Here is a 20,953-nt window from a genome sequence, read left to right as displayed (position 1 = left end):
GGTGAATCATCGTGCCACCGTCAGAAATCCCAGTTCCGACTCGCGAAGCCGCGTTCCGCAACGGCCTCAGTACACTGTGGACATCGTTCATCGACGGCGGCAGAAGGCGGCCTTCGCGGCCAGAGCGTCGCGAACGGAACCCGCATCCACACCTCGCACAGCGCGGGAACCCAAGCGCCGCCGGGATGAGCTCCGGGCCGAACCGGTGTCGCGTGCCGCAGCGCCCACCCGATCCCCACGATCCAGTAGACCTCTTGCGTCTCACCCCGATACGGATCCGCCAACATGGCCCCACCTTCGGCTTAATCGCTGGTCAAAGCGCTGACACCGGAAAGCTAGATCGATACCGTCCGTGTCATCGAATCCGAGACACGGCAGGTCAACGCGCTAGCGGTGGGTCACTCGCGTCATGGCCTGACACACGATCAGCGGCAAAACGGGAGGTCGGCCCGTGCGGCAATCCGAGAAACTGCGTCAGATCGGGCTCGGCGCGCAACTGCAGCAGCTACGCCAAAAGGCCGGTCTATCCACCCGTTCGGTGGCGAAATCTCTTGGCATCTCACCATCTTCGGTCAACCGTAACGAGTTGGGCCTACGCTCGCCGAGCAAAGAGGAAGTGAGCGCGCTTTGCGCCCTTTACGGCGTGGTCGGCGAGGACAAGGAAGCGCTCCTTGAGAAGGTCGGCGACAGCACGGAAACTGCGGCGTGGCTGGCCAACGGTGTTCCAGATGAACTGGCCAGCCTGATGGTGCTTGAGCGCGAAGCGGTCGCAATAACCGACGTCCAAGCGTCGCTGATCCCAGGCTTGGCGCACACTGCGGATTACGCCCGCCTGGTGCTCGGCAGCGGCGCGGCTTCAGGAATCGATCTCGAACGCCGGGTCGCGACCAGGCTGGGGCGTCAAGCGATGCTGAGCCACCCGAGGGCCCCCGACGCATCGTTTTTCATCGAAGAATCGGCCTTGCACCGAACACTTGGAAACCCTCGGGTGCTGGCTGATCAGCTGGAGTACCTGCTACTCCTGCAGCGCCGCGACAACGTCAACATTCGCGTGATCCCGTTCGACACTGAGCCGAGCTCGTCGGTCAGGGCGTCTTTCTCCGTCTACGAGCTGGCGAGCGGTTGTTCGTATGTCTTCGTTGAGGTTTACCGCATCGGGCTGTTCGTCACGGACGCTTCTCAGGTGGCGGCATTTGTGAAAGTCTGTCAAGCACTGGACATGTCAGCGCTGGACAAGGACGCTTCCACCACGTTGATCAGGAAGATCGCGGAGGACCTGGATGATGACTGAACTCAACTGGCGCAAGAGCAGTTACACGGACCAGTACAACTGCGTTGAGGTGGCGATGACGCCGGACACGACGGCCGTGCGCGACTCGAAGAACCGCGACGGCGACGCCCTCGCCTTCACCACCCAGCATTGGCACAGCTTCTTATCCGCCATTAAAGCCGACCACTACCGGCACTGAACGAGTCGGCGCTGAGCAAGGACGCTTCCACCACGTTGATCAGGAAGATCGCGGAGGACCTGGACGATGACTGAACTCAACTGGCGCAAGAGCACGTACACGGACAAGTACAACTGCGTTGAGGTGGCGATGACGGCGGCGCGGACAGCCGTCCGCGACTCGAAGAACCGCGACGGCGAAACCCTCAACTTCACCGCCCAGCACTGGTACACTTTCTTATCCGCCGTCAAAGCCGACCAGTACCGGCGCTGAGCGGAATTCATCTCGTCACCGGCCCAAGCCTGGGCAGACCTGCTGTTCAGGGCGTTGGTTTGGCTCGGGCTAGGAGGCGGGCGTATGCCGAGCCTGCGGCTAGGAGGATCAGGCCCGCGCAGAGGAAGGCGATCACCCGGGCGAAGCCGTCCAGGGTTGCGAGGTCGAACAGCAGCAGCTTGGCCAGGGACACCGCGATCAGCACCAGCCCCGCGATGCGCAGGTGCTTCGCCCGGACTCCGCGGAGCAGCAACGCGATCGCTGCCACCACCCAGCTCAGCGTGATCAGAATGTGCCCGGTGAGGAAGCCCGCCCGCGCATCGACCAGCAGCAAGCACGCCGCCATCGTGGCACTCGCCGTGCCGTACAGCAGCGCCACTCCCGATGCGAACCACAGCGGCAGCGAACCAGGCAACTTCGCCAGCTTGCCGATCCGGACCCCCGCGATCGGCAGGCCGATCGCCACCAGCGCGATCAGCAGCCCGGCCAGCAGTCCGCGAATCCCGATGCCGCCCCCGTACCAGAGCAGCGCCCTGATCGGCAGCTCGTTGAAGAACGTCAGCAGGAACCCGAAAATCGCGTAGCACGTCGCCCCGAGCAGCACTCCCGGGCTTCGCAGCAGGAAGCCCCCGACGCTCAGCAGTAGCGCCTCGCACAGCAACGCCGTTGCCCAGCTGGACGAATCCAGGAAGGTCAGCGTCGTCTGCACCGCGGCGACCGCGGCCATCCCGCCGACCGCGACCACGAACCTGGCCGATAGCCGCCCCCGGAACGCGGGCGTGAATCGACCAGCGCCCCAGATCCCCAGCAGCAGCACGACCATCCCGGCGCCGATCGTGCCCGCCGCAGGCCGCTCCAGCATCAGCGGTCCGGCCAGGAAGGCCGGTATCGGCGCGGCGATGAGCAGGCCGATCGCCGTCCAGTCCGCGTCGGGCCGAGCGCCGGCGGTGATCGCGGCGAGGATCACGCCGAGCACTGCGGCGGCGAAGATCGCGATCGGAAGGGCGGGGTCGTAAACCCAGGCGCCTACCGCACTGGCCATGAAAGCGGCCAGCACAGTGGGAATCCCGGCCGCCAGCGCGAGTCCCGGCCAACCGCGCCGCACCTGCGCCGGAGCGGCCGCGACCTGCAACAGCAGCAGGAAGCCGAGGAGGACCGCATCCGCTGCCCGCGTGATCATGGGAGCGCAGATCGCCGAGCTGAGCGCCACCCCAATGGCCAACGGCTGCGCCCGCCACCGGTCCGCGAGCGCCAGCCCCGCGACACTGACCGCGAATCCGGTGCCGAGCCCAGTGGGCACCGACAGGAAGTCGTAGAGCGCGGTGGCCGCGACAACGTCCAGGAACAACGCGCCGAAACCCGTTGTGGCGAGGGCGAATACGGCGATGCGGCCCGCTCCGCCCGACTGCTCGGCCGCGAATCGGTGATGCATCCACCAGCCCGCTGCGATCAACAGCGCGGCGAGCACCGCACCACCGGCGACGCGCGCGTCCGGCCCCAGCCAGTCCTGCTGGACGGCAAGCACCAGCAAGAACACCACGCCGAGCAAGGTCACCCCGGCCCCTACCCAAGCCAAGATCCGACTAGGTTCCAGGTCCGAACCGAATCGGCGATGCGGGGCCGTCGGCCCCTCGGTGTGCGGGTACGGCGACAGGCCCGGGTAGGGCTGCTGGGACGCGGATTCGGGTGCGGTCGCATGCTGCTGCCCGGGCATGGCCGGAGACTGTTGTGATGCGGCCGGTTGCTGCTCGGGTGCGGCCTGGAACTGTTGCGCTGGAAACGGCTGAGGCGAGACCTGCATCTGCGCCTGCACCATGGTGCCCAGGTACGTCAGCCGCTGGCCAATGGCGTGCAACTCGCCTGCGACCAATTGCAGTGTTTCGCCGGGCTGTGGTTGGGACATGGCCACACAGTCTGGGCATACATCGCCACCCCGGCATCGGTAGCACTACTCAGATGAGATCGAAGCTCGATCCGGATGAGCTCACGCCCGCGGCGCGGGGGTGCCCTTGGGCGGTGTGCTCGTCACGCCCACCGGCCCGACCACCCCGCGCAGCGCTTGGGTCCAGGTCAGCCTGCCGAACAGGTAGAAGCACGCCACCTGCTCGCTGGTGAATCGCGCCCAGTCGTAGCGATTGCCCTGCTCTCGCCAGAAGACCTCCCAGGCCGGGGCGCCGTCGACCTCGTCGCGGACCAGGCACCAGGCGTCGTCGGCCTCGGCCCCGACGGACACCAGTTCCTCCGGAACGCCCATCGCGGCCAGCCAGCCGGCCACGGATTCGGTGTTCACTTCGCGGCCTCCTGCGTCGACCCGTCGTCAGTTGTCGCCGGACTGTTCTCCGCCTCGTCGCGCACTGCGAGCATGGCCGCTTCCACCCCGGCCTCGACGGCTTCCCGCGTGATCCGCTCCGTCACGGCTGCCCGGCCTTCTTCCGGTGCGCCCTGCTCCTCGCGAGTAATGCGAACGGTCGACGCCGCTGCCCCGCCGACCTTTTCCTCGGCTTCCTGCTGCGCCAGGTCCGAGGTTTCCGCGCGCACGATGCGCAACGTCGCCGCCTCGGCGATCTCCCGCGTCATGGTCAGCTCCACGAGATAGCCGAGCCCGACCAGGTCGGAAAGCGAATAAGTCGCGCGGTAACGCATCCCGCCACCCGGCTGCGCGAACCACGGCGCCGCAACCGCCCGCCACACCGGCAGCGGACGCATGACCCGATACCGTCGGTAATCGCGTTCGTCATAAGCGGCGGGCAACGATCGCTGCGCGAAAGGCGTTGCCACGGCGAACAAGATACGGCCATCGCCGCTGCCCAGGCAGTCGAGCACCACGTCGGGCTCCAACACCACCGGCTCCGCCGGTTCCACGCCGCCCTCCGGGAACTCCGCCGCCTCCGGCCACGTGTACTCGCTCCGCTCGCCGTCGCGCAATAAGAACCGGCGCTTCCACTCGGGCTCGCTGAGCTCCCCGAGCGGCTCGTGATCCGCAGTGAGCGCTGCGGGTAACTGCTCTGGCTCGCCGCGCTCGGCCCGATCGCGTTGCGCTGCCTCGTAAACCTCCGGGCACCGCGCACGCCTCAGCGCATCGCCGTCATCCACCAGGTGCGACTGCGGATGATCCTGCGGCGGGAAGTTCAGACCTGGCCGATGTTCCGCGATCCCCTCCGGCACCGGCAACTGCCTGCTCGCCCTGCTGGCAGCGACCGGCATGTATCCGATCGGGAACTGATGAAGCACGAACGCGACAACATCCGCGTTGCGACTACCCTGCCGCAACGGCCGCTGTGGTGCTTCCGGCTGCACCGGAACAGGCGGCTGTGCCGGAGCCGGGAGGGGGCGCAGTGGACCGCGCTGCATCGGCTGGTTCCCCGGCGCTTGAGGTACTTGAGGTGCCTGCGCAGCAGGGGCGCCGAACGGCACCGGCCCACGCGGAGCGGCCAGCGGCATCGGTGGGCGCGCTGCGGCTGGAGGCGGGGCGGCGGACGGCGGCGGGGCAGCGGCCCCGGGCTGGACGATGAAGTGACCGCCCGGGGCCGCCGGAGGCGGCGGAGCGAAGCCCTGGGGAGGCGCAACCGCGCCCGGCAGCGGCGGTTGCGGAGTCTGCGGCGCGGCCCAGGCGGAGTGCACCGCGTGCGGCGCGGTGCTGGAAGCGGGGTCGCTGCCCGCAGGCGTCCAGCCCGGGCGGGCGTTGTCGCCGATCACCGGGATCGGGCCGGTGCCGGCGTCGGCGAGGCCGGGAGCCCAGCCGCCGGGATCGACCTTGACCGGGCCGGTGTGCTCGGCATCGCCAGGCCAGGGACCTGCCGGACGTGCCACGTCTTCCACCACACCGTGAGCACCTGCTGCCACACCCCCGATGGTTTCCTGCGCAGGTCGACCTTCGACCGCGTCACCAACATGACCAGCGGTGTCGTGCGCGGCGCGGCCAACGCCTTCCGCCGCCGCGCCGACACCTTCCCCAGCAACAGCGGCAACCTCGTGCGCGGCCCGGCCAGCGCCGTCGACCGTGCCGTCAACGGACTTGCCGAGATCATCAACCGCGCCGGTCACCCCAGATACCGCGTGGTCCCCGCGGCCCTCAACTGAATCCACTGTGGACGAAACGAGGCCGCCGCCGCTGTCCAGTAAGCCACCTCCGGCCGCGCCCACCTCCGACAGCAGGCCGTGCGAGCCGCGCGGTTCCACCAGCACGCCGCTGTCCAGGTCCACCGCCGAGGTCAGCGTGTTGTGCACCTGCGCCACGTTCGCCGCCGTGCCGTTCAACACCGAGTCCAGCGCGGCCAACGCCTGCGGATGCCCGGCGGCAGCCGCTTGCTCGGCCGTGTCGGTCTGCTTCGCCAGCGCCACCAGTTCCCGCACCAACTGCACCTTTGCCGCGCCGACCTGCTCGGCGGCGTGGTCCAGGCGATCCGCGGCGGCCCGGCACTGCTTCGCCGATGAGGGCAGCATCCCGTCGTCGGCGACGAACTTGTTCCAGTCCCTGCGCGCCGCCTGGGCAGCCTGGCCGTCGAACGCGTCGAGCGCGCCCTGCGCGGTGCCGTCGGCGGCACCGGCGAGCGCATCGATCGACTTCGCCGCCTCCCGCCACGCCGATGCCGACTCGCGCATCTTGTCCTCGTCGGCTTCCGGCCACTTCGCGCCCGCCCGCGCCGCGACATCGCGGAGTTCGGCGGGAAGTTCGATGCCCATGCGCCGGTCACCCCCGCCCGGCGAGTCGACCGAGTCGGTCGGCGTTTCCGGCGTCGGCCTGTCGCGTCGTTTCGGCGGTCTCGGAGAACTTCGCACCCATGTCGCGCAGCCGCCCGGAAATCGCACCGAGCTCGTCCAACGCCTGGTCGGCACGGCCGCAATGGGCGCGGGCGAAGTTCGCGCCGATGTCGTCGCCGCCCCAGCAGGCACCGGCCGCATCCACGGCGCGACGCAGGGTGTCCGCGATCCGCTGCGCCTGCCCGGCGAGGCTTTCGAACTCGCCCGCGTGCTTGCTCAGCTGCCCGAGATCACTGCGGAAACCACTCATGGTCACCACTTCCGTTCCGCCGGGCCCGGCCGCAACCAGCTTCCGTCCGAGAAGTCCTCGTCGATGTCTTCATCAACATTGTCGTCGAAGTGTCGCGATTCGTTGCGCGGAACCGGATCCGACTCGCCGTCGACGTCTCCACCCAGCAACAGCTCCGGATCGGTCCCGGCGGGCAGCACCTCGGCGAGCACGTCGGCTGCCCGGCGCGACGCGGCCTGGGCCGCCGCTGCGGTCAGCCGCACAATGGTCGCGGCGAGCTGGGCAGGCCGCTGCCGTTCGTAGACGTCATCGGCCAGCACCACCTCGCGCAGCACCCCCCGCGGACCGACCACGACCTGCACGCTGCCGTCCTTGGTGCGGGCGGTTTCGGCGATCGAGGACAGGTCCCGGTGTGTCTCGGCAAGGCGCTCCCGGCTTCGCCGGTAGTCCGCCATCAGCTCTTCGACCTGGGCTCGGTGGTCGGTCGACACGGCCGCTCCCTCCTCTGTTCGCTGGCGGAATCCTCGGCACGGCACCCGGAGTCCGCTCGGCACCGGCAAAGCGGTCGTTCGCGACCGGTGACCGCGGACCGCACGCCGCGACTTGGACGCGCGCCGCCGCGCCGATGGTTCCATGTCGCCGGGGGGATCTTCCGCGCGGCCGACCACCGAAATGTCCGATCCGTCCCGGAAAGTGGCCCGCTCGGTCTGTGAGTACTGTCTCAGCGCGGCCCCGCAAAACCGCTGCGACCATGGGGCAATGGGCACGATCGCGTACGAAGACCTCACGCCGGGGCGGATTTTCGACCTGGGCAAGGTGGAGGTCGACCGGGCGGAGATGCTGGCCTTCGCGGAACGCTTCGATCCGCAGCCGTTTCACCTGGACGAAGAGGCCGGCCGGAACTCGGTGCTCGGCGGGATGTGCGCCTCGGGTTGGTTCACCGCGTCGCTGTGGATGCGTAGCTACGTCGACCACGTGCTGTCCGATTCGACCTCGCAGGGCTCGCCCGGCGGCAACGAGCTGGCCTGGCTGGCCCCGGTCTTCCCGGGCGACGTGCTGCACTTGCGGATGGAGGTCACCAGCCAGCGGCGGTCGCGGAGCAAGCCGAACCTTGGGCTAGTGGAGATCACCGGCACGGCGGACCGTGGCGACCAGCGCGTCATGCGCTTCACCTTCGTGGGGATGTTCGGCACCCGCGAGAAGACCTGACCGGGGTGGATTTATCCGACGCTCAGGCAAAATCGGGGCCTTCGCGGTGGCGCGGGTGCTCGACGCGCAGGCCGGCGGTGACCGCCGCGTGGACCGCGCGCGCCAGACCGGCCCCGATGCGCGAGCGCGGCCCGCCGTAGGACTCGGCTTCGCCGTCGGGCGGGCACAGGATCACCGTCGCGTCGGTGACCGTGCCGGTGCCCGCGATGCCTGATTCCACCAGGGCCTGCGCCTTGGCTTCGGCCACCGTCGCGACCGCGTTCACCAGCGCCGACTCGCTGAGCCGCACCGGCGACCAGCACACCGCGTTGATCGTGCCCGGCTGCCACGCCGGTGCCGCTTCCTCCTGCGCGGCGGCCCAGACCGGGTGGCTGACGCCGGTGGTCACGCTCGCCTGCACGCCGCCATCGACCGCAGTCACCTCGTGGCGCACGTCGACGGCGGTGAGCAGCCCGACACCGTCACCGGACAGCCCCAGCTCGCCAGCCATCTCGCCTACGTGTTCCGCCGGATCTGGGTGGTCGTAGTCGGTCACCACCGTGGCGTTGAGCACCCACGACCGTCGGCCGATCCCGCCGCCGCAGGTGGCCGAGGAGATCGCCAGCCACGGCCGGGCGCAGCGCCAGACCAGCAACGGACGACCGTGCGAGAAGTGCAGCGCCGGTGGCGGCGCGCTCACGAATCCGACGCCTGGAGCGCCTTGACCACCCGGGACGGGCTCGGCCGACCGAGCCGCTCGGCCATCCACGCGCTGGTTTCCACGAGTTTGCCCAGGTCCACTCCGTGCTTGATGCCCAGCCCGTCAAGCATCCACACCAGGTCCTCGGTGGCGAGGTTGCCGGTGGCCGATTTCGCGTACGGGCAACCGCCCAGCCCACCCGCCGAAGAATCCACTGTGGACACACCGAGCCGGAGCGCCGCATAGGTGTTGGCGAGCGCCTGCCCGTAGGTGTCGTGGAAGTGCACCGCCAATCGGTCCACCCCGACGTCGGCCGCTGCGAACGCGCCCAGCAGCGCCTCGACATGCCCGGGGGTCGCCACGCCGATGGTGTCCCCCAGCGACAGCTGCCAGCAGCCCATCTCCAGCAGCCGCCGGCCCACCGAAACGACCTGCCCGACCGGGACGGCGCCCTCCCACGGGTCACCGAAGCACATCGAGACGTAACCGCGCACGGTGAGCCCTTCGCCGACGGCGCGCTTTACCACCGGCTCGAACATGGCGAACTGCTCGTCCAGGCTGCGGTTGAGGTTGCGCCGGGTGAAGGTCTCGGTGGCGGACGCGAAGATCGCGATGTCCCGCACGCCCGACTCCAGCGCGCGATCCAGTCCCCGCGCGTTCGGCACCAGCACGGGGTAGCGCACGCCCGGAACCCGATGCAGCCCCGCCAGCACCTCGGCGGCGTCGGCCAGCTGCGGAACCCACTCCGGGCGGACGAAGCTGGTGGTCTCCAGCACGCCCAGCCCCGCATCGGCCAGCCGCTGCAGGAACTCCAGCTTGACCTCTAGCGGGACCACTGCCTTCTCGTTCTGCAGCCCGTCGCGGGCCCCGACCTCCCAGATCGTGACCTGGGTCGGCAGTTCGCCCGGCTCCGGCGAGGCCACCTGCATCGGCAGTCCCAATTCGTGCGACCCCATCAGCCGTCCTCCCTGGCGCGATAGTCCCAGTCGTCCCGCGGGTCGTCGTTGACCTCGCGGTACAGCAAGGTGTGCACCCGCTCCACCTGTGGGATGTCGTCGAACTCCAGCGGCTCGTCCGAAGCCGACTCGACGACCAGGGTGCCGCACCCGAGTATCCGGTCGAGCAGGCCGTGACGGAAGCGCACCGAGTTGATCCGGGACATCGGGATGTCTATACCCGTTCGAGTGAACACGCCCTCGCGCACCATCAGCCGATGCGTGGTGACCACGAAGTGCGTGGTGCGCCAACGCACCAGGGGGGCGAGCGTCCACCAGGCGATCAGCACCGCGCCGATGACCCCGAGGCCGATCCACAGCGGCAGCTGCCAGCTGGTGGATGCGGCCAGTGCCGCCAGGTAGAACCCGCCGCCGACCACCACGAACAGGACCAGCACCGGGAGGATCAGCATCTTCCAGTGCGGGTGCTTGTGCACGACCACATACTCGTCCGAGCCGAGCAGGCCGTCTGGGTAGGCCACCGGATCCCTCCTGAGCCTCGTCGCCGGTTGCTGATCACGTTACCGGCCGAGCGATTCCGGAGTGCGCCGATGCCGGTCACGCCCGGCGCAGGTGGACCACGTCGCCGGCGGACACCGCGGTGACCTGGCCCTCCTCCGCGCGAACGACGAGCCGACCGCTCGGATCGATGTCGGTGGCCATGCCGCGCAGCTGCTCATCGGCACCGAATTCCACCCGCACCTGCTGCCCCAGGGTGGTGCACAGCCGCCGGTACCGGTCCAGCAGCCCGCACGCCACCACGTCCCCGGCCGCAGCACGCCACTGGTCGTCGACGTCGGCGAAGGCCGTGAGCAACGCCACTGCGAACTCCTCCCGGTCGACCTCCGCCCCCTCGGCCGCCAACGACGTCGCGGGCAGGCCGCCCGCGCCGCGCGGCAGATCCTCGCGCCGCTGGAGCAGGTTGATGCCCATGCCGAGCACGACCGCTATGCCCTCCGGCCCGGCCACCGCCTCGGCCAGGATCCCGGCGCCCTTCGACCATTCCTCGCCGTCGCCGAGCAGCAGATCATTGGGCCACTTCAGCGCGGCCCGCACTCCGGTCGTGCGGTCGACGGTCTCGGCCAGGGCAACGCCGGCGATCAGCGGAAGCCAGGCGAGCGATGTCTGCGGGACCCCTGGTCGCAGCAACACGCTCACGAACAAGCCGTACCCGCGCGGCGAAGCCCACTGCCGCTGCATCCGCCCACGTCCGGCCTGCTGTTCCTCGGCGATCAATACGGTCCGATCGGCGGCACCCCGCTCAGCGGCAGCCGCCAGGTCGGTGTTGGTCGACCCCGTAACGGTCACCAAGTCCAGAGCGGTGTAAAGCCCGCCGCCGACCAACCGAGCGCGCAACCGCTCGCCATCCAACAAAATCGGAGCACTCACCAACTCAGCGTATGCCGCAACTAGACCGACCAGACGCGGAGCCGGGATGATGGCGCCCAGCGAGCTGGACGACGGACCGCGGGAAGGAGCCGCCATGACCTCGGTCATCGACGCCCCGCACCGCCGGATTACGCTCGCCGAGGTCCGCGCCCACCGCGACGAGATTTACCAGATCGCGGAAAGATACGGCATCCGGAACATCCGCGTGTTCGGCTCGGTAGCCCGCGGTGAAGCCGACGACGACAGCGACCTGGACCTGCTGATCGATGTGGCCGCCGACACGAGCTTGTGGGATATGTCCGGCTTCGCACTGGACGTCGAGGATCTGCTTGGTGTCTTCACCCAAGTCACCACACCGAACGGGCTGAAACCGCGCATCCGCGACGAGGTGCTAGCCGAGGCGGTGTCGGTTTGAAGCGGCAGACGCCCGAGCGCCTGCGTGACATGATCGATTATGCGGAGAAAATCCAGCGTCGAGCGCCGAAGGACCGCAGCGCATTCGACGGCGACGAAGTTCTTCAGACGGCATTGCTGCACTGGATTGAAAACATCGGAGAGGCCGCCAACGGCGTGGACCGTGATGTCCAGCGCGCGCACCCGGAAGTGCCGTGGCGACAGATGATCGCCATGCGCAACCGAATCACCCACGGGTATTTCGAGCTCGACATGGGGCCTCGACATGGGCACTGTCTGGAACGTGGCCGAGCGCGAGATCCCGAAACTTCTGCCGCACATTCGGGCGATTCTGGAAGCAGTCGAGAGCCGGTAGACCAGTCCCCGCTTTCGGCTGTGGCGGGGTTGATCCCCTGTTCTGTGACAACTACTCGTGCCGCGCGGCTACGCGACCGTACTCGTCGACCTGGCGGGCACCGACCGCTCGGAGGGCTGCGTGGACGTCGGCGGCCCGTCCGACATCAGCTCGGCCAGTCAAACGGCCTGTTCCGGCGCACCTTCCCCAAGTTCGGAAGGTACCGCCCCGCCCGCACGTACCGATCGAATCGACCACGAGCCCTGAGAATTTTCGGCTCGGTAGGAAATCAACAGAAGGGCGCATTCGGGTCGTGTTGGGCGCGGCCTAGCATCTGGTGCGTGCGTTTCGTGCTCGCTTCCGCCTCGCCCGCCCGCCTGTCCGTACTGCGGTCCGCCGGGATCGAGCCGCTGGTGCAGGTCTCCGGGATCGACGAGGACGCGGTAGCGGCGGCGTTACCCGAACCCAGCCCGGAAGAGCTGGTCACCGCGCTGGCGCGGGCGAAGGCCGAAGCCGTGGTCGCCGACATCGCCGCGACCGAGCCGGACGCGGTGATCGTCGGATGCGACTCAATGCTGCTGATGGCACACGGGGAGATCGTCGGCAAGCCCGGCACCCGCGAGGCCGCCGCCAAGCGGTGGGCGCAGAACGCAGGCAGCACGGGAGAACTGCTGACCGGACATGCCGTCGTCCGGCTGCGGAACGGCGAGATCAGTGCGTGCGCCCAGCGCCACCTCGGCACGACCGTGCGATTCGGTGAACCGACGGAGGCCGAACTCGACGCCTACCTGGCGACCGGCGAACCGCTGCACGTGGCGGGCGGTTTCACGCTCGAAGGATTCGGCGGTTGGTTCATCGAAGGGGTGGACGGGGATCCATCGAGCGTGCTCGGGATCAGCCTGCCCCTGACGCGCAAACTGCTCGCCGAGGTCGGCGTCAGCGTGGTGACGTTGTGGCGCCGACCGACCGCGGAGTGAGCAGGATGTGACACTCGGGCCACGCACCCGAGTGAATGCGAACACAATTCGGCTACCCCTGGATTGGTTATATCGCGCCCGTCGTTACTCGTGTTCGCGATGGGAATTCTCCGACGGCTGTACCTGACTTCTCGCCTGCACGTCGATCTGCGACGGCAGGCCAGCTGCGTCTGTTGGTGATCGGGCGCTGAAGCCCCGCCCCGATCCGGCGTCGTCGGCAATCCGCCTTCGCCGACCCGGACACGCCTTCGAACCCCCATCTTCGCGACCTCGGGAGACCCCTGTGTCCACCTCCGCCGGCCGATCGCGCCCGCGTTTCAACCCCAAATTCTTCGCCGTGGCGGTGATCGCCTCGCTCGTGCTGGGCGCGCTGCTCGGCTGGATCGCCAAGCAGACCGGCGCCGAATGGCTGGTCACCACGCTCGACACCATCGGCGGGACGTTCACCAAGCTACTGACCTTCACCGTGCTGCCACTGATCTTCACGGCGATCGTGGTGGGCATCAACAGCCTGCGCAGCGTCGGCGGCGGCCGGGCCGCCGCCCGCCTCGGCGGCAAGACGGCCCTGTGGTTCGCCATCACCTCGCTGATCGCCGTGGTCATCGGGCTGCTGATCGGCGGGCTGTTTCAACCCGGGCGCGGCCTGGTCATCGAGCCCGACCCGGCGAAGCTGGCGGCCATCGGCGAGAAGACGCATGGCTCCTGGCTCGACCTGGTCACCGGCCTGGTGCCGAGCAACCTGATCAGCGCCTTCGCCGACGGCGAAACCCTGCAGGTCGTTTTCATCGCGCTGATCATCGGGGCGGCCACCTACAGCCTGGGCGAGAAGGCGGCGCCCTTCGTCACCTTCAACAGGGCCGCCTTCGAGGTCATCCAGCGGGTGCTCGGCTGGATCATCCGGCTCGCCCCGTTGGGCACCCTCGGCCTGATCGGCAAGGCAGTTGCCGCCTACGGCAACGAGTTCTTCGTGCCGCTGCTGAAGCTGATCGGCTCGACCTACGTGGCCTGCGCGCTGGTGCTTTTCGCCGTGTACCCGCTGCTGCTGGCGTTCATGGCGAAGGTCAACCCGATCCGGTTCTTCGCCAAGTCCTGGAACGTGCTGCAGTTCGCATTCGTCTCCCGGTCCTCCGGAGCGAGCCTGCCGATGACCCGGCAGACCGCGGAAGACCTCGGCGTGCCGCCGTCCTACGCGAGCTTCGCGGTGCCGCTGGCCACCACCACCAAGATGGATGGTTGCGCGGCGGTCTACCCGGCCATCGGGTCGATGTTCATCGCGAACCTCTTCGGCATCCACCTCGGCCCGGTGCAGTACCTGACGATCATCGCGGTGGCGGTCTTCGGCTCGATCGCCACGGCCGGCGTCACCGGCTGGTTCACCATGCTGACGCTGACCGTCGGCGCGCTGGGTTTCCCGCCCGAGGTGGTGGCCACCGGCATCGCCATCGCCTACGCGGTGGACCCGGTCATGGACATGATGCGCACCGCCACCAACGTCGCGGGGCAGATCGTCGTCCCGGTCGTGGTCGCCCGCACCGAGGGGCTGCTCGACGACGACGTCCTCGCCAGGCCGAGCACCCCGCTGGTCGACGACGACAGCGTGCTCGCGAAGGCCTGAGCCGACTGCCCCGGGAATCCGGCGTTCACTTGGTTGAACGCCGGATTCTCGCGTTGTTGCCGCGCCGTTCGGCGGCGTCGTTCGGCGGGCTCGTTCGGCGGCGTCGTTCGAAAGATGCCTGCCGAAACCGGTGGTGACAGCCCCGATCGGCGGTACTCCATCCGTAGGATGGGGGTGTGGAAAACGGTCGGCGGGGCAAGGATCTCCGGATCGGCGATCCCGAGCGGGAGAACGCGATGCGGCTGCTCGGCGAGCACTTCTCCGCAGGCCGCCTCGACGTTCAGGAGTACGACGAGCGCTGCCAACAGGCCGCGGCCGCCCGGTTCGGTTCCGAACTGGACGCGCTGTTCGAGGATCTGCCCGCGCCGCGGCCGAGCAATCCGCCGCGATCGGTCGTCCCCGAAGCGCTCCCGGCGATGCGGCGGGCGGCTCGCGGAAACCTCGTCGTGGTGATCTGCGCCGCGGTTCTGATCATCTTCCTGATCGTGGCCGCGCGGCAGTTGGCCCTGGTCCTGCTGGTCCCGCTGGCCGCCATGATCTGGTTTTACTGGCGACGCTGATCGCCGCTCACCGGTCACCGGCGACCACGTTTCGTTACGGTGAGGCCATGCACAGCTCGCGGATCGCCGGAGCAGGACGGATGGGCGCGCTGCTCGCCGTCAGCACGCTCACCCTCGCCGGGTGTGGCCTGTGGGAGCCGCAGCCGACATCGGAAACCAGAACGCCCCTGCCGCCGCCGCTACCCACGACGAGCGATCCCCCGCCACTGCCGCCACGGCCGTTCGAACTCGGCCTCAACGGCGTGGATCCGTGCAAACTGCTCACCGCCGACCAGCGAGACCAGCTCGGTTTCGACCGCGAGCCGCTCGCCGGCTCCGAGGCGGGCTTCGGCGACGCGGCAACCTGCAGCTACCGCAACACCACGGCCAAGGTGGGCGCAAGGTTGGCATTGATCACCACCGAAGGCATGGGGGTGTGGACGGACGACACCGCGCAGGTGGAGTCGACTCCCGTGGTGATCGGCGGCTTCCCTGCCCTGGTGATCAAGACCCCCGGACTGAACCTGTCCTGCAACGTCGCGGTGGACGTGGCCAACGGCCAGCACCTCGACGTGCTCTACCGCGACGACGGGGGCCAGCCGCCACCGCCGGTCTACCAACTGTGCGCCGGGGCTCAGCATGTCGCCGAGGACGCCCTCGTGAGTCTGGCCGCACCGGAGACGTCTTCGAGGTCGCCGTCCGCGACGACCCGACCGACCGCACCGAAGTAGCAGTCCGGTACTGCGTCCAACATCCTTCACCCAGAGCAAGTGCGCGCTCCGACAAGACGGCGATACTCACCGCGTATGGAGCACTCCCCAGCGTGACTTTTGGTGACTACAGTGTTCGGCGGACGTTTAGTAGCTTGAGCTCTCGGGTGCCCCGCGACTGTTCGGGTATCCGCGAACACCCGGCGAGGGCAACGCCGCCCAGCACCACCCGGGCGTTCAGGCACAAGGGACTGCACCTGCTACCGGGCCCTTACCTGTGGGAGGGGAAAACGTGCCGCTCACTGCTCCGTGGGGCGACAGCTCGACCGAAGCCTTGCCCGGAATGCCGGGGGGCTCGGTGCAGGTCGAGCCTGCCTCCATCCCGAGGCTGGTGAACGCTTTGCAGGAATCGCTGGACGCGGTCGGCCTGCAGATCGAGCACGCCATCACCGAACTGCGCATCCGGCCCTGGGCCGGCGATCCGGTCAGCGCCGACGCCGCTGAGGAGTTCAACCGGCGCTCCGTCGGCGGCGGCGACGACGCGCTGACCGCGCTGTGCGGGTATCGCGACCAACTGCAGGCGGCCGCCGAGTCGCTGCGGCTCGCCAACCGGCAGTACGAACGGATCGACGACGACAGCGCCGCGGGCATCGGCGGAGGTTGCTGATTCCGATGAGCGACCACCGTTGGCAGGGATACCGCCACCCCGAACTGTACGCGCAGATCAACGAGGGCCCGGGGCCCAACGGCTCGATCGACAGCGCCCGTCGCTGGAGCGAACTCACCCGTGCGCTCGGCGACATCGACGCCGGGCTCGCCGCCGCCCTGACATCGGCGATGGCCGGCTGGCAGGGCATCGCCGCGGACAGCGCGCACGAAGGGCTTCGCCCGCTGGGCAACTGGGCGGTCCAAGCCCAGCAGGCCACCACCGTGATGCGGGAAAGGACCGAGCAGCAGGCGGAATTCATCAGCAAAGCCCGCCAGGACATGCCACCGCCCGTGCAGGTGAGCTCCGAAGAACCGGGCACGGCGGAAACACTGCTCACGCACCTCTTCGGCGGACAGACCGACTACGAGCTGCAGGAAGCCAAGCAACACGCCGCCGAGCAGCGGGCCTTCGACGTGATGCGCACGTATGAGGCGTCGACGCAGGCCAACACCACATCGTTGGCATCGTTCACCCAGCCGCCGCAGGTGGTCGTCGATGCTCCGGTCAGCGGCGGTTCCGGTGCATCCGCCGGACAGCAGGCCGTGACCATCAGCTGGGGCTCCACTTCGGTGCCCGCGGCCCGGGTTTCGTCCACGGCCTCGACGCTTTCGTCCCGCGTCACCGAGCAACGCCCCGTGCGCACGGGCGCGACCGGCTCGGCGCGCGGCGGCGCGGCGCGGTCAACGGGCAAAAAGGGCCGGCGGGAACGCGACGATGCGGTGGACCAGAAGGTGACCGAAGAATTCGGCCGTCCGGGCGGGTTCTTCGACGAGCCGCAGACCTCATCGCGCCCGGTCATCGGCGGCGAGCCCGGGCAATGACGGTCACCGATTCCACCCGGGAGGTGAGCCTGTCGGCTCTGGAGTTCGACGTGCTCATCGAACACCTCGGGTTGGAGACCATGCCGCTGGTGCTCAAGGTCCCCTCGCCCGGACGCACCCACTCCGAGCGCGCGACGCTGGTCGAATCGGCGTGGCGCTCGCTGGCCGGCCGCGGGCTCGGCCACCCGATCGGGCTCGATCCGGAGCTTGAGTGGATGCTGCGGCTGCTGGCCCGTCCCGGCCGCGAGGTCGACGGACGATTCTGGTTGCAGCGCAGCGTCCGGGTGCTCGCCGCCGCGGACACCCGATCCGAGCACGCGGTGCTGGTCGTCAAGGACGGGGACACCCTCAGCTTGCGGCCCGCCGCGGCGAGCGGACTACCGCGCGAAGCGGTTTCGTCGCTGCCGCCGCTACCCCCGGGCCCCGGCCGTTCGGTGTCGGTGCGCAGCGGTGATCTCGACGGCGCCGCCGAGGAGGCCGGCAACAACGTCGAGCAGTTGCACAGCGCCCTGCGGCGCCGCGGAATTCGCCCGGACGACGCCGAAACGCTGATGAGCATGGTCGCCGGAGTGGGAGCACGCGGGCAGTTCGGCACCGCCGCCCGGGACCGGCTCGGCCGCCGCGTCCGAGCCGATCACGTGGTGGGATTCTTCGACACCTCGCACGGTCGGTACGCCCAGCTGCGGCGGCCATCGCCGTCCGGCGACATGTGGAGCACCGTCACGCCGGTCGACACCCGCCGCCTGATCGGGCACGTCGAGGAACTGCTCGCCGAGGTGTCCGGGGCTCCGTGAGCCTGCCGCGCTGCGGCGGCAACCCGGAAGGCTCACGGGAGGTCACGACCGCCGGATTTCACACCACCGGTTCGATGATCCGGTCGCGTGCCTCCGGGGCCGCCGAGCGCTTCGCATCGGCCGCCTGGTCGTCGGGCTGGATCTGCGAATCGCGCTCCGCCTCGACCCGCTTGCTGTACACCTCGACCTCGCGGGACACGCGCGCGTCGTCCCACCCGAGCACGTCGGCCATCAACCGCGCGACCGGCTCGGCGCAGTCCACGCCGCGGTGCGGATATTCGATGGAGATCCGGGTGCGCCGCGTGAGCACGTCCTCCAAGTGCAGCGCGCCTTCGTGGCTGCACGCGTAGACCGCCTCGGCCTGCAGGTAGTTCGGCGCCGACGGGATCGGCTTGAGCAGCTCGGGACGCTCGTCGCCGAGGCCGAGCACGTCGTGGATCTCCGAGCCGTAGCGGTCCAGCAGGTGCCGGATCCGGTACGGGTGCAACCCGTGCGCGGCGGCCAGCTGGTCGGCCTGATTGACCAGCGCGTGGTATCCGTCGGCGCCGAGCAGCGGAACCCGGTCGGTGATCGACGACGCCATCCGGCCGGTGATGTCCGGCGAGATAGCCTCCACCGCGTCGGCCGCCATCACCCGGTACGTCGTGTACTTGCCGCCGGCGATCGCCACCAGCCCGGGCGCGACCCGCGCGACCGCGTGTTCTCGGGACAGTTTCGAGGTTTCCTCGCTCTCCCCGGCCAGCAACGGCCGTAGCCCGGCGTAGACGCCCTCGATGTCGTCGTGGGTCAACGGCGTCGCCAGCACCGAGTTGACGTGCTCCAGCAGGTAGTCGATGTCGGCCTTGGTCGCCGCCGGGTGCGCCAGGTCGAGATGCCAGTCGGTGTCGGTGGTGCCGACGATCCAGTGGCTGCCCCACGGGATGATGAACAGCACGGACTTCTCGGTGCGCAGGATCACCCCGGATTCGGCCACGATGCGGTCGCGGGGCACCACGATGTGCACGCCCTTGCTGGAGCGGACCCGGAAACGCCCGCGCCCGCCGGAGAGCTTCTGCAACTCGTCGGTCCACACGCCGGTCGCGTTGATCACGGCCTGCGCGCGGACCTCGATCTCGTCGCCGCTCTCCACATCGCGCACTCGGACCCCGGCGACCCGGTCGGCTTCCCGCAGGAAACCGGTGACCTGGGTAGACGTCGTGATCACGGCACCGTAACGCGCGGCCGTGCGGGCCACTGTCATGGTGTGCCGGGCGTCGTCGGCTTGGGCGTCGTAGTAGCGGATGGCGCCGATCATCGAGTTCCGCTTCAGCGCGGGCACCATCCGCAGCGCGCCTGCGCGGGAGAGGTGCTTCTGCCCCGGCACCGAGCGGGCGCCGCCCATCGTGTCGTAGAGGAACAGGCCTGCGGCGGCGTAGGGACGTTCCCAGAACCGGCGGGTCAGCGGGTACAGGAACGGAACCGGCTTCACCAGGTGCGGCGCGATCCGGGTGAGCATCAGCTCGCGTTCCCGGAGCGCCTCGCGGACCAGCGAGAACTCCAGCTGCTCAAGGTAGCGGAGTCCGCCGTGGAACAACTTGCTGGAGCGGCTGGACGTGCCGGCGGCCAGATCGCGGGCCTCCACCAGCGCCACCCGCAGCCCACGAGTCGCCGCGTCCAGCGCCGCCCCCGCACCGACCACGCCGCCGCCGATCACCACGACGTCGAATTCGTCCGAACCGAGCCGCCGCCAGTTCTCGGCCCGTTCGGCGGGCCCCAGCGTGCCCTTCAAGCGGCTCTCGGTTTCCATTTTGTCCTTGGACACCAGGCGTCCTCCTCGCTCGAATCGCGTCCCACCGCTGATCACCCCGCCGACGGGGAACCGGACTCGGCGCCAGTACCTGCGGTGGTCATCATGCCTGACCTGCACCGTCCGTGCTCGGCGCAGCATTGCGCGCATTTCCCGCCTGCTCGACCCGCGCACCGCGCTCAAGGAGCACCTCGATATCGGCGCGCGACGTGCGCGAATCCACGATCACCACGTCGAAGTCCTCGACCGGCGCGACGGCGTGCAGCGCTCGTCGCCGGAACTTGGTGTGGTCAACGTAGAGCACTCGGCGCCGCGCCGAGGCCAGCATGGCTTTCTTGATCTGCACCATTTCCTGCTGCGGGTAGCAGCAAATCCCGTCCGTCACCGCGGAGACCGACATGATCGCCAGATCGACGCGCAGGTTCCGCAGCGCGTCCAGGGCCATGCCACCGACGAACGCGTCGGCCCACGGCAGGTAGTCGCCGCCCACGCAGATCAGGCTGATGCCCGGCGCGGCGGCCAGTTCGCCGAACACCCCGCGGTGATTGGTGACGACGGTCAGCGGCGCACGTTCCGGTAGGAGCCGGGCCAGGTAGACGCCGGTCGTCGAGTCGTCGAGCACCACCGCCTGTCCAGGCTCGACCAGTTCCGCCGCGGCTCGGGCGATTTCTTCCTTCTCGGCCGTGTTCTGCTGCAACCGGTATTGGGACGCGGCCTCGTAGAGCAGGGAAGAAGCCGCCGACACATAGCCGCGATTGCGGTGGACGAGCCCCTGCGACTCAAGGTCGGCGAGGTCCCGGTACACGGTCATCGCGCTGGCCCCCACGGTCTCGACCAGGTCGTCGATCCGCAGCGTGCCTTCCGCCATGACCAGCTCGGTGATCTTGTGCCGCCGGTCCTGCTGCTTCCCGGACGGGCGTCGAACGGACATCGTCGTCCCTCTCAATCCCTGGTCACCGCGCCCGGCAACCCTGCCCCGACCAGGCGCGTCGGTTCGCCGTCCGGCCCGCGAGACCGCGTCTACCTGGCTTCAACCATGCAATACGATAAAAACATCACTGGAACAGTCTTGCAACGTTTGTTTTCACAAGTCTAGTGTGACCCGCGATGCGCAACGATGCCTGGGGCGCGGCCCCGCTACGGGTCGCCACGTCCAGGACCCGCGCTACCCGTCGGCCGGGGTCACCGACCCGCCGGTCGAACTTCGCTATGACCAGCCGAGATGCCCGGTTAAGCGGTGCAGACCAAGGAGTTGCCTACGAGTGGCGGCA

General features: G+C 69.0%; 24 protein-coding genes and 2 pseudogenes. 15 read left to right on the top strand and 11 right to left on the bottom strand.

What is annotated here, in order from left to right; all coding sequences use genetic code 11:
* Positions 1-451: 451 nt before the first annotated feature.
* The 3 genes from BJ970_RS13120 (at position 452) to BJ970_RS13110 (ending at position 1,721) form a co-directional block, all read left to right on the top strand.
* On the top strand, positions 452-1,291 hold the full coding sequence (locus tag BJ970_RS13120) for a helix-turn-helix domain-containing protein (protein WP_184726518.1): 840 nt from the start codon (positions 452-454) through the stop codon (positions 1,289-1,291).
* Entirely contained in the window at positions 1,284-1,469 is a 186-nt protein-coding gene (locus BJ970_RS13115) for a DUF397 domain-containing protein (protein WP_184729070.1), read from the top strand. The genes BJ970_RS13120 and BJ970_RS13115 overlap by 8 nt, the downstream gene beginning before the upstream one ends.
* A gap of 66 nt (positions 1,470-1,535) precedes the next feature.
* Positions 1,536-1,721: a DUF397 domain-containing protein gene (locus BJ970_RS13110; RefSeq protein WP_184726517.1), complete on the top strand. Its 186-nt coding sequence runs from the start codon at positions 1,536-1,538 to the stop codon at positions 1,719-1,721.
* A gap of 46 nt (positions 1,722-1,767) precedes the next feature.
* Here BJ970_RS13110 and BJ970_RS13105 read toward each other — a convergent pair whose 3' ends face one another.
* The 5 genes from BJ970_RS13105 to BJ970_RS13085 all read right to left on the bottom strand — a co-directional run bounded on the left by BJ970_RS13105 (position 1,768) and on the right by BJ970_RS13085 (position 7,202).
* The gene (locus BJ970_RS13105; protein WP_246470838.1) at positions 1,768-3,624 is read right to left on the bottom strand and encodes a DUF2339 domain-containing protein; all 1,857 of its coding nucleotides are present in this window, start codon (positions 3,622-3,624) and stop codon (positions 1,768-1,770) included.
* Positions 3,625-3,705: 81 nt separating this feature from the next.
* A complete protein-coding gene (locus BJ970_RS13100) occupies positions 3,706-4,011 on the bottom strand; it encodes a hypothetical protein (protein ID WP_184726516.1) in 306 nt (101 codons plus the stop codon).
* A complete protein-coding gene (locus BJ970_RS13095) occupies positions 4,008-6,404 on the bottom strand; it encodes a glycohydrolase toxin TNT-related protein (RefSeq protein ID WP_184726515.1) in 2,397 nt (798 codons plus the stop codon). The genes BJ970_RS13100 and BJ970_RS13095 overlap by 4 nt, the downstream gene beginning before the upstream one ends.
* A gap of 7 nt (positions 6,405-6,411) precedes the next feature.
* Positions 6,412-6,732 (bottom strand): WXG100 family type VII secretion target, encoded by a 321-nt coding sequence (locus BJ970_RS13090; protein WP_221467131.1) that lies wholly within the window; start codon positions 6,730-6,732, stop codon positions 6,412-6,414.
* Between the two features lie 2 nt (positions 6,733-6,734).
* The gene (locus tag BJ970_RS13085; RefSeq protein WP_184726513.1) at positions 6,735-7,202 is read right to left on the bottom strand and encodes a YbaB/EbfC family nucleoid-associated protein; all 468 of its coding nucleotides are present in this window, start codon (positions 7,200-7,202) and stop codon (positions 6,735-6,737) included.
* 268 nt (positions 7,203-7,470) lie between these two features.
* On the opposite strand from BJ970_RS13085, the gene BJ970_RS13080 reads away from it, so the two are divergent.
* The gene (locus BJ970_RS13080) at positions 7,471-7,920 is read left to right on the top strand and encodes a MaoC family dehydratase (RefSeq protein WP_184726512.1); all 450 of its coding nucleotides are present in this window, start codon (positions 7,471-7,473) and stop codon (positions 7,918-7,920) included.
* A gap of 22 nt (positions 7,921-7,942) precedes the next feature.
* Here BJ970_RS13080 and BJ970_RS13075 read toward each other — a convergent pair whose 3' ends face one another.
* The 4 genes from BJ970_RS13075 to BJ970_RS13060 form a co-directional block, all read right to left on the bottom strand.
* On the bottom strand, positions 7,943-8,599 hold the full coding sequence (locus tag BJ970_RS13075) for an adenosylcobinamide amidohydrolase (RefSeq protein WP_184726511.1): 657 nt from the start codon (positions 8,597-8,599) through the stop codon (positions 7,943-7,945).
* Entirely contained in the window at positions 8,596-9,555 is a 960-nt protein-coding gene (locus tag BJ970_RS13070; protein WP_184726510.1) for a hydroxymethylglutaryl-CoA lyase, read from the bottom strand. The genes BJ970_RS13075 and BJ970_RS13070 overlap by 4 nt, the downstream gene beginning before the upstream one ends.
* Positions 9,555-10,076, bottom strand: a complete 522-nt coding sequence (locus tag BJ970_RS13065) for a PH domain-containing protein (RefSeq protein ID WP_184726509.1) — start codon at positions 10,074-10,076, stop codon at positions 9,555-9,557. The genes BJ970_RS13070 and BJ970_RS13065 overlap by 1 nt, the downstream gene beginning before the upstream one ends.
* Before the next feature lie 76 nt (positions 10,077-10,152).
* Positions 10,153-10,983 carry a biotin--[acetyl-CoA-carboxylase] ligase gene (locus BJ970_RS13060; RefSeq protein WP_184726508.1) on the bottom strand — a complete coding sequence of 277 codons (831 nt, stop codon included), beginning with the start codon at positions 10,981-10,983 and terminating at the stop codon, positions 10,153-10,155.
* 46 nt (positions 10,984-11,029) lie between these two features.
* Here BJ970_RS13060 and BJ970_RS13055 point away from each other — a divergent pair, with 46 nt between their 5' ends.
* The 11 genes and pseudogenes from BJ970_RS13055 to BJ970_RS13010 all read left to right on the top strand — a co-directional run bounded on the left by BJ970_RS13055 (position 11,030) and on the right by BJ970_RS13010 (position 17,896).
* Positions 11,030-11,398 carry a nucleotidyltransferase family protein gene (locus BJ970_RS13055; protein ID WP_246470836.1) on the top strand — a complete coding sequence of 123 codons (369 nt, stop codon included), beginning with the start codon at positions 11,030-11,032 and terminating at the stop codon, positions 11,396-11,398.
* A 29-nt stretch (positions 11,399-11,427) separates the two neighbouring features.
* A pseudogene (locus tag BJ970_RS39970) lies at positions 11,428-11,640 on the top strand (HepT-like ribonuclease domain-containing protein); the annotation flags it as partial.
* 104 nt (positions 11,641-11,744) lie between these two features.
* Positions 11,745-11,908: pseudogene (locus tag BJ970_RS38840) on the top strand (CocE/NonD family hydrolase); the annotation flags it as partial.
* A 164-nt stretch (positions 11,909-12,072) separates the two neighbouring features.
* Entirely contained in the window at positions 12,073-12,708 is a 636-nt protein-coding gene (locus tag BJ970_RS13040) for a Maf family protein (RefSeq protein WP_184726507.1), read from the top strand.
* A gap of 99 nt (positions 12,709-12,807) precedes the next feature.
* Entirely contained in the window at positions 12,808-12,888 is an 81-nt protein-coding gene (locus BJ970_RS39965) for a putative leader peptide (RefSeq protein WP_376775118.1), read from the top strand.
* Between the two features lie 103 nt (positions 12,889-12,991).
* Positions 12,992-14,323 carry a dicarboxylate/amino acid:cation symporter gene (locus BJ970_RS13035; RefSeq protein WP_184726506.1) on the top strand — a complete coding sequence of 444 codons (1,332 nt, stop codon included), beginning with the start codon at positions 12,992-12,994 and terminating at the stop codon, positions 14,321-14,323.
* A gap of 176 nt (positions 14,324-14,499) precedes the next feature.
* Positions 14,500-14,883 carry a DUF1707 SHOCT-like domain-containing protein gene (locus tag BJ970_RS13030; protein ID WP_312864230.1) on the top strand — a complete coding sequence of 128 codons (384 nt, stop codon included), beginning with the start codon at positions 14,500-14,502 and terminating at the stop codon, positions 14,881-14,883.
* A 47-nt stretch (positions 14,884-14,930) separates the two neighbouring features.
* Positions 14,931-15,593, top strand: a complete 663-nt coding sequence (locus BJ970_RS13025; protein ID WP_184726505.1) for a DUF3558 domain-containing protein — start codon at positions 14,931-14,933, stop codon at positions 15,591-15,593.
* Between the two features lie 271 nt (positions 15,594-15,864).
* On the top strand, positions 15,865-16,239 hold the full coding sequence (locus BJ970_RS13020; protein WP_184726504.1) for a hypothetical protein: 375 nt from the start codon (positions 15,865-15,867) through the stop codon (positions 16,237-16,239).
* A 5-nt stretch (positions 16,240-16,244) separates the two neighbouring features.
* Positions 16,245-17,102, top strand: a complete 858-nt coding sequence (locus BJ970_RS13015; RefSeq protein WP_184726503.1) for a PPE domain-containing protein — start codon at positions 16,245-16,247, stop codon at positions 17,100-17,102.
* Entirely contained in the window at positions 17,099-17,896 is a 798-nt protein-coding gene (locus BJ970_RS13010) for an ESX secretion-associated protein EspG (RefSeq protein WP_184726502.1), read from the top strand. Before BJ970_RS13015 ends, BJ970_RS13010 begins: the two co-directional genes overlap by 4 nt.
* Before the next feature lie 58 nt (positions 17,897-17,954).
* Here the strand turns inward: BJ970_RS13010 and BJ970_RS13005 are convergent, their stop codons facing one another.
* Together BJ970_RS13005 and BJ970_RS13000 are read right to left on the bottom strand one after the other, a co-directional pair.
* Positions 17,955-19,682, bottom strand: a complete 1,728-nt coding sequence (locus BJ970_RS13005; RefSeq protein WP_184729066.1) for a glycerol-3-phosphate dehydrogenase/oxidase — start codon at positions 19,680-19,682, stop codon at positions 17,955-17,957.
* A 103-nt stretch (positions 19,683-19,785) separates the two neighbouring features.
* Entirely contained in the window at positions 19,786-20,613 is an 828-nt protein-coding gene (locus BJ970_RS13000) for a DeoR/GlpR family DNA-binding transcription regulator (protein ID WP_184726501.1), read from the bottom strand.
* Between the last annotated feature and the right edge of the window lie 340 nt (positions 20,614-20,953).

It is taken from the genome of Saccharopolyspora phatthalungensis (assembly GCF_014203395.1).
Lineage (GTDB): Bacteria > Actinomycetota > Actinomycetes > Mycobacteriales > Pseudonocardiaceae > Saccharopolyspora > Saccharopolyspora phatthalungensis.
The sequence above is the reverse complement of the archived record's forward strand: the minus strand, read 5'-3'. Positions and strand labels throughout refer to the sequence as shown.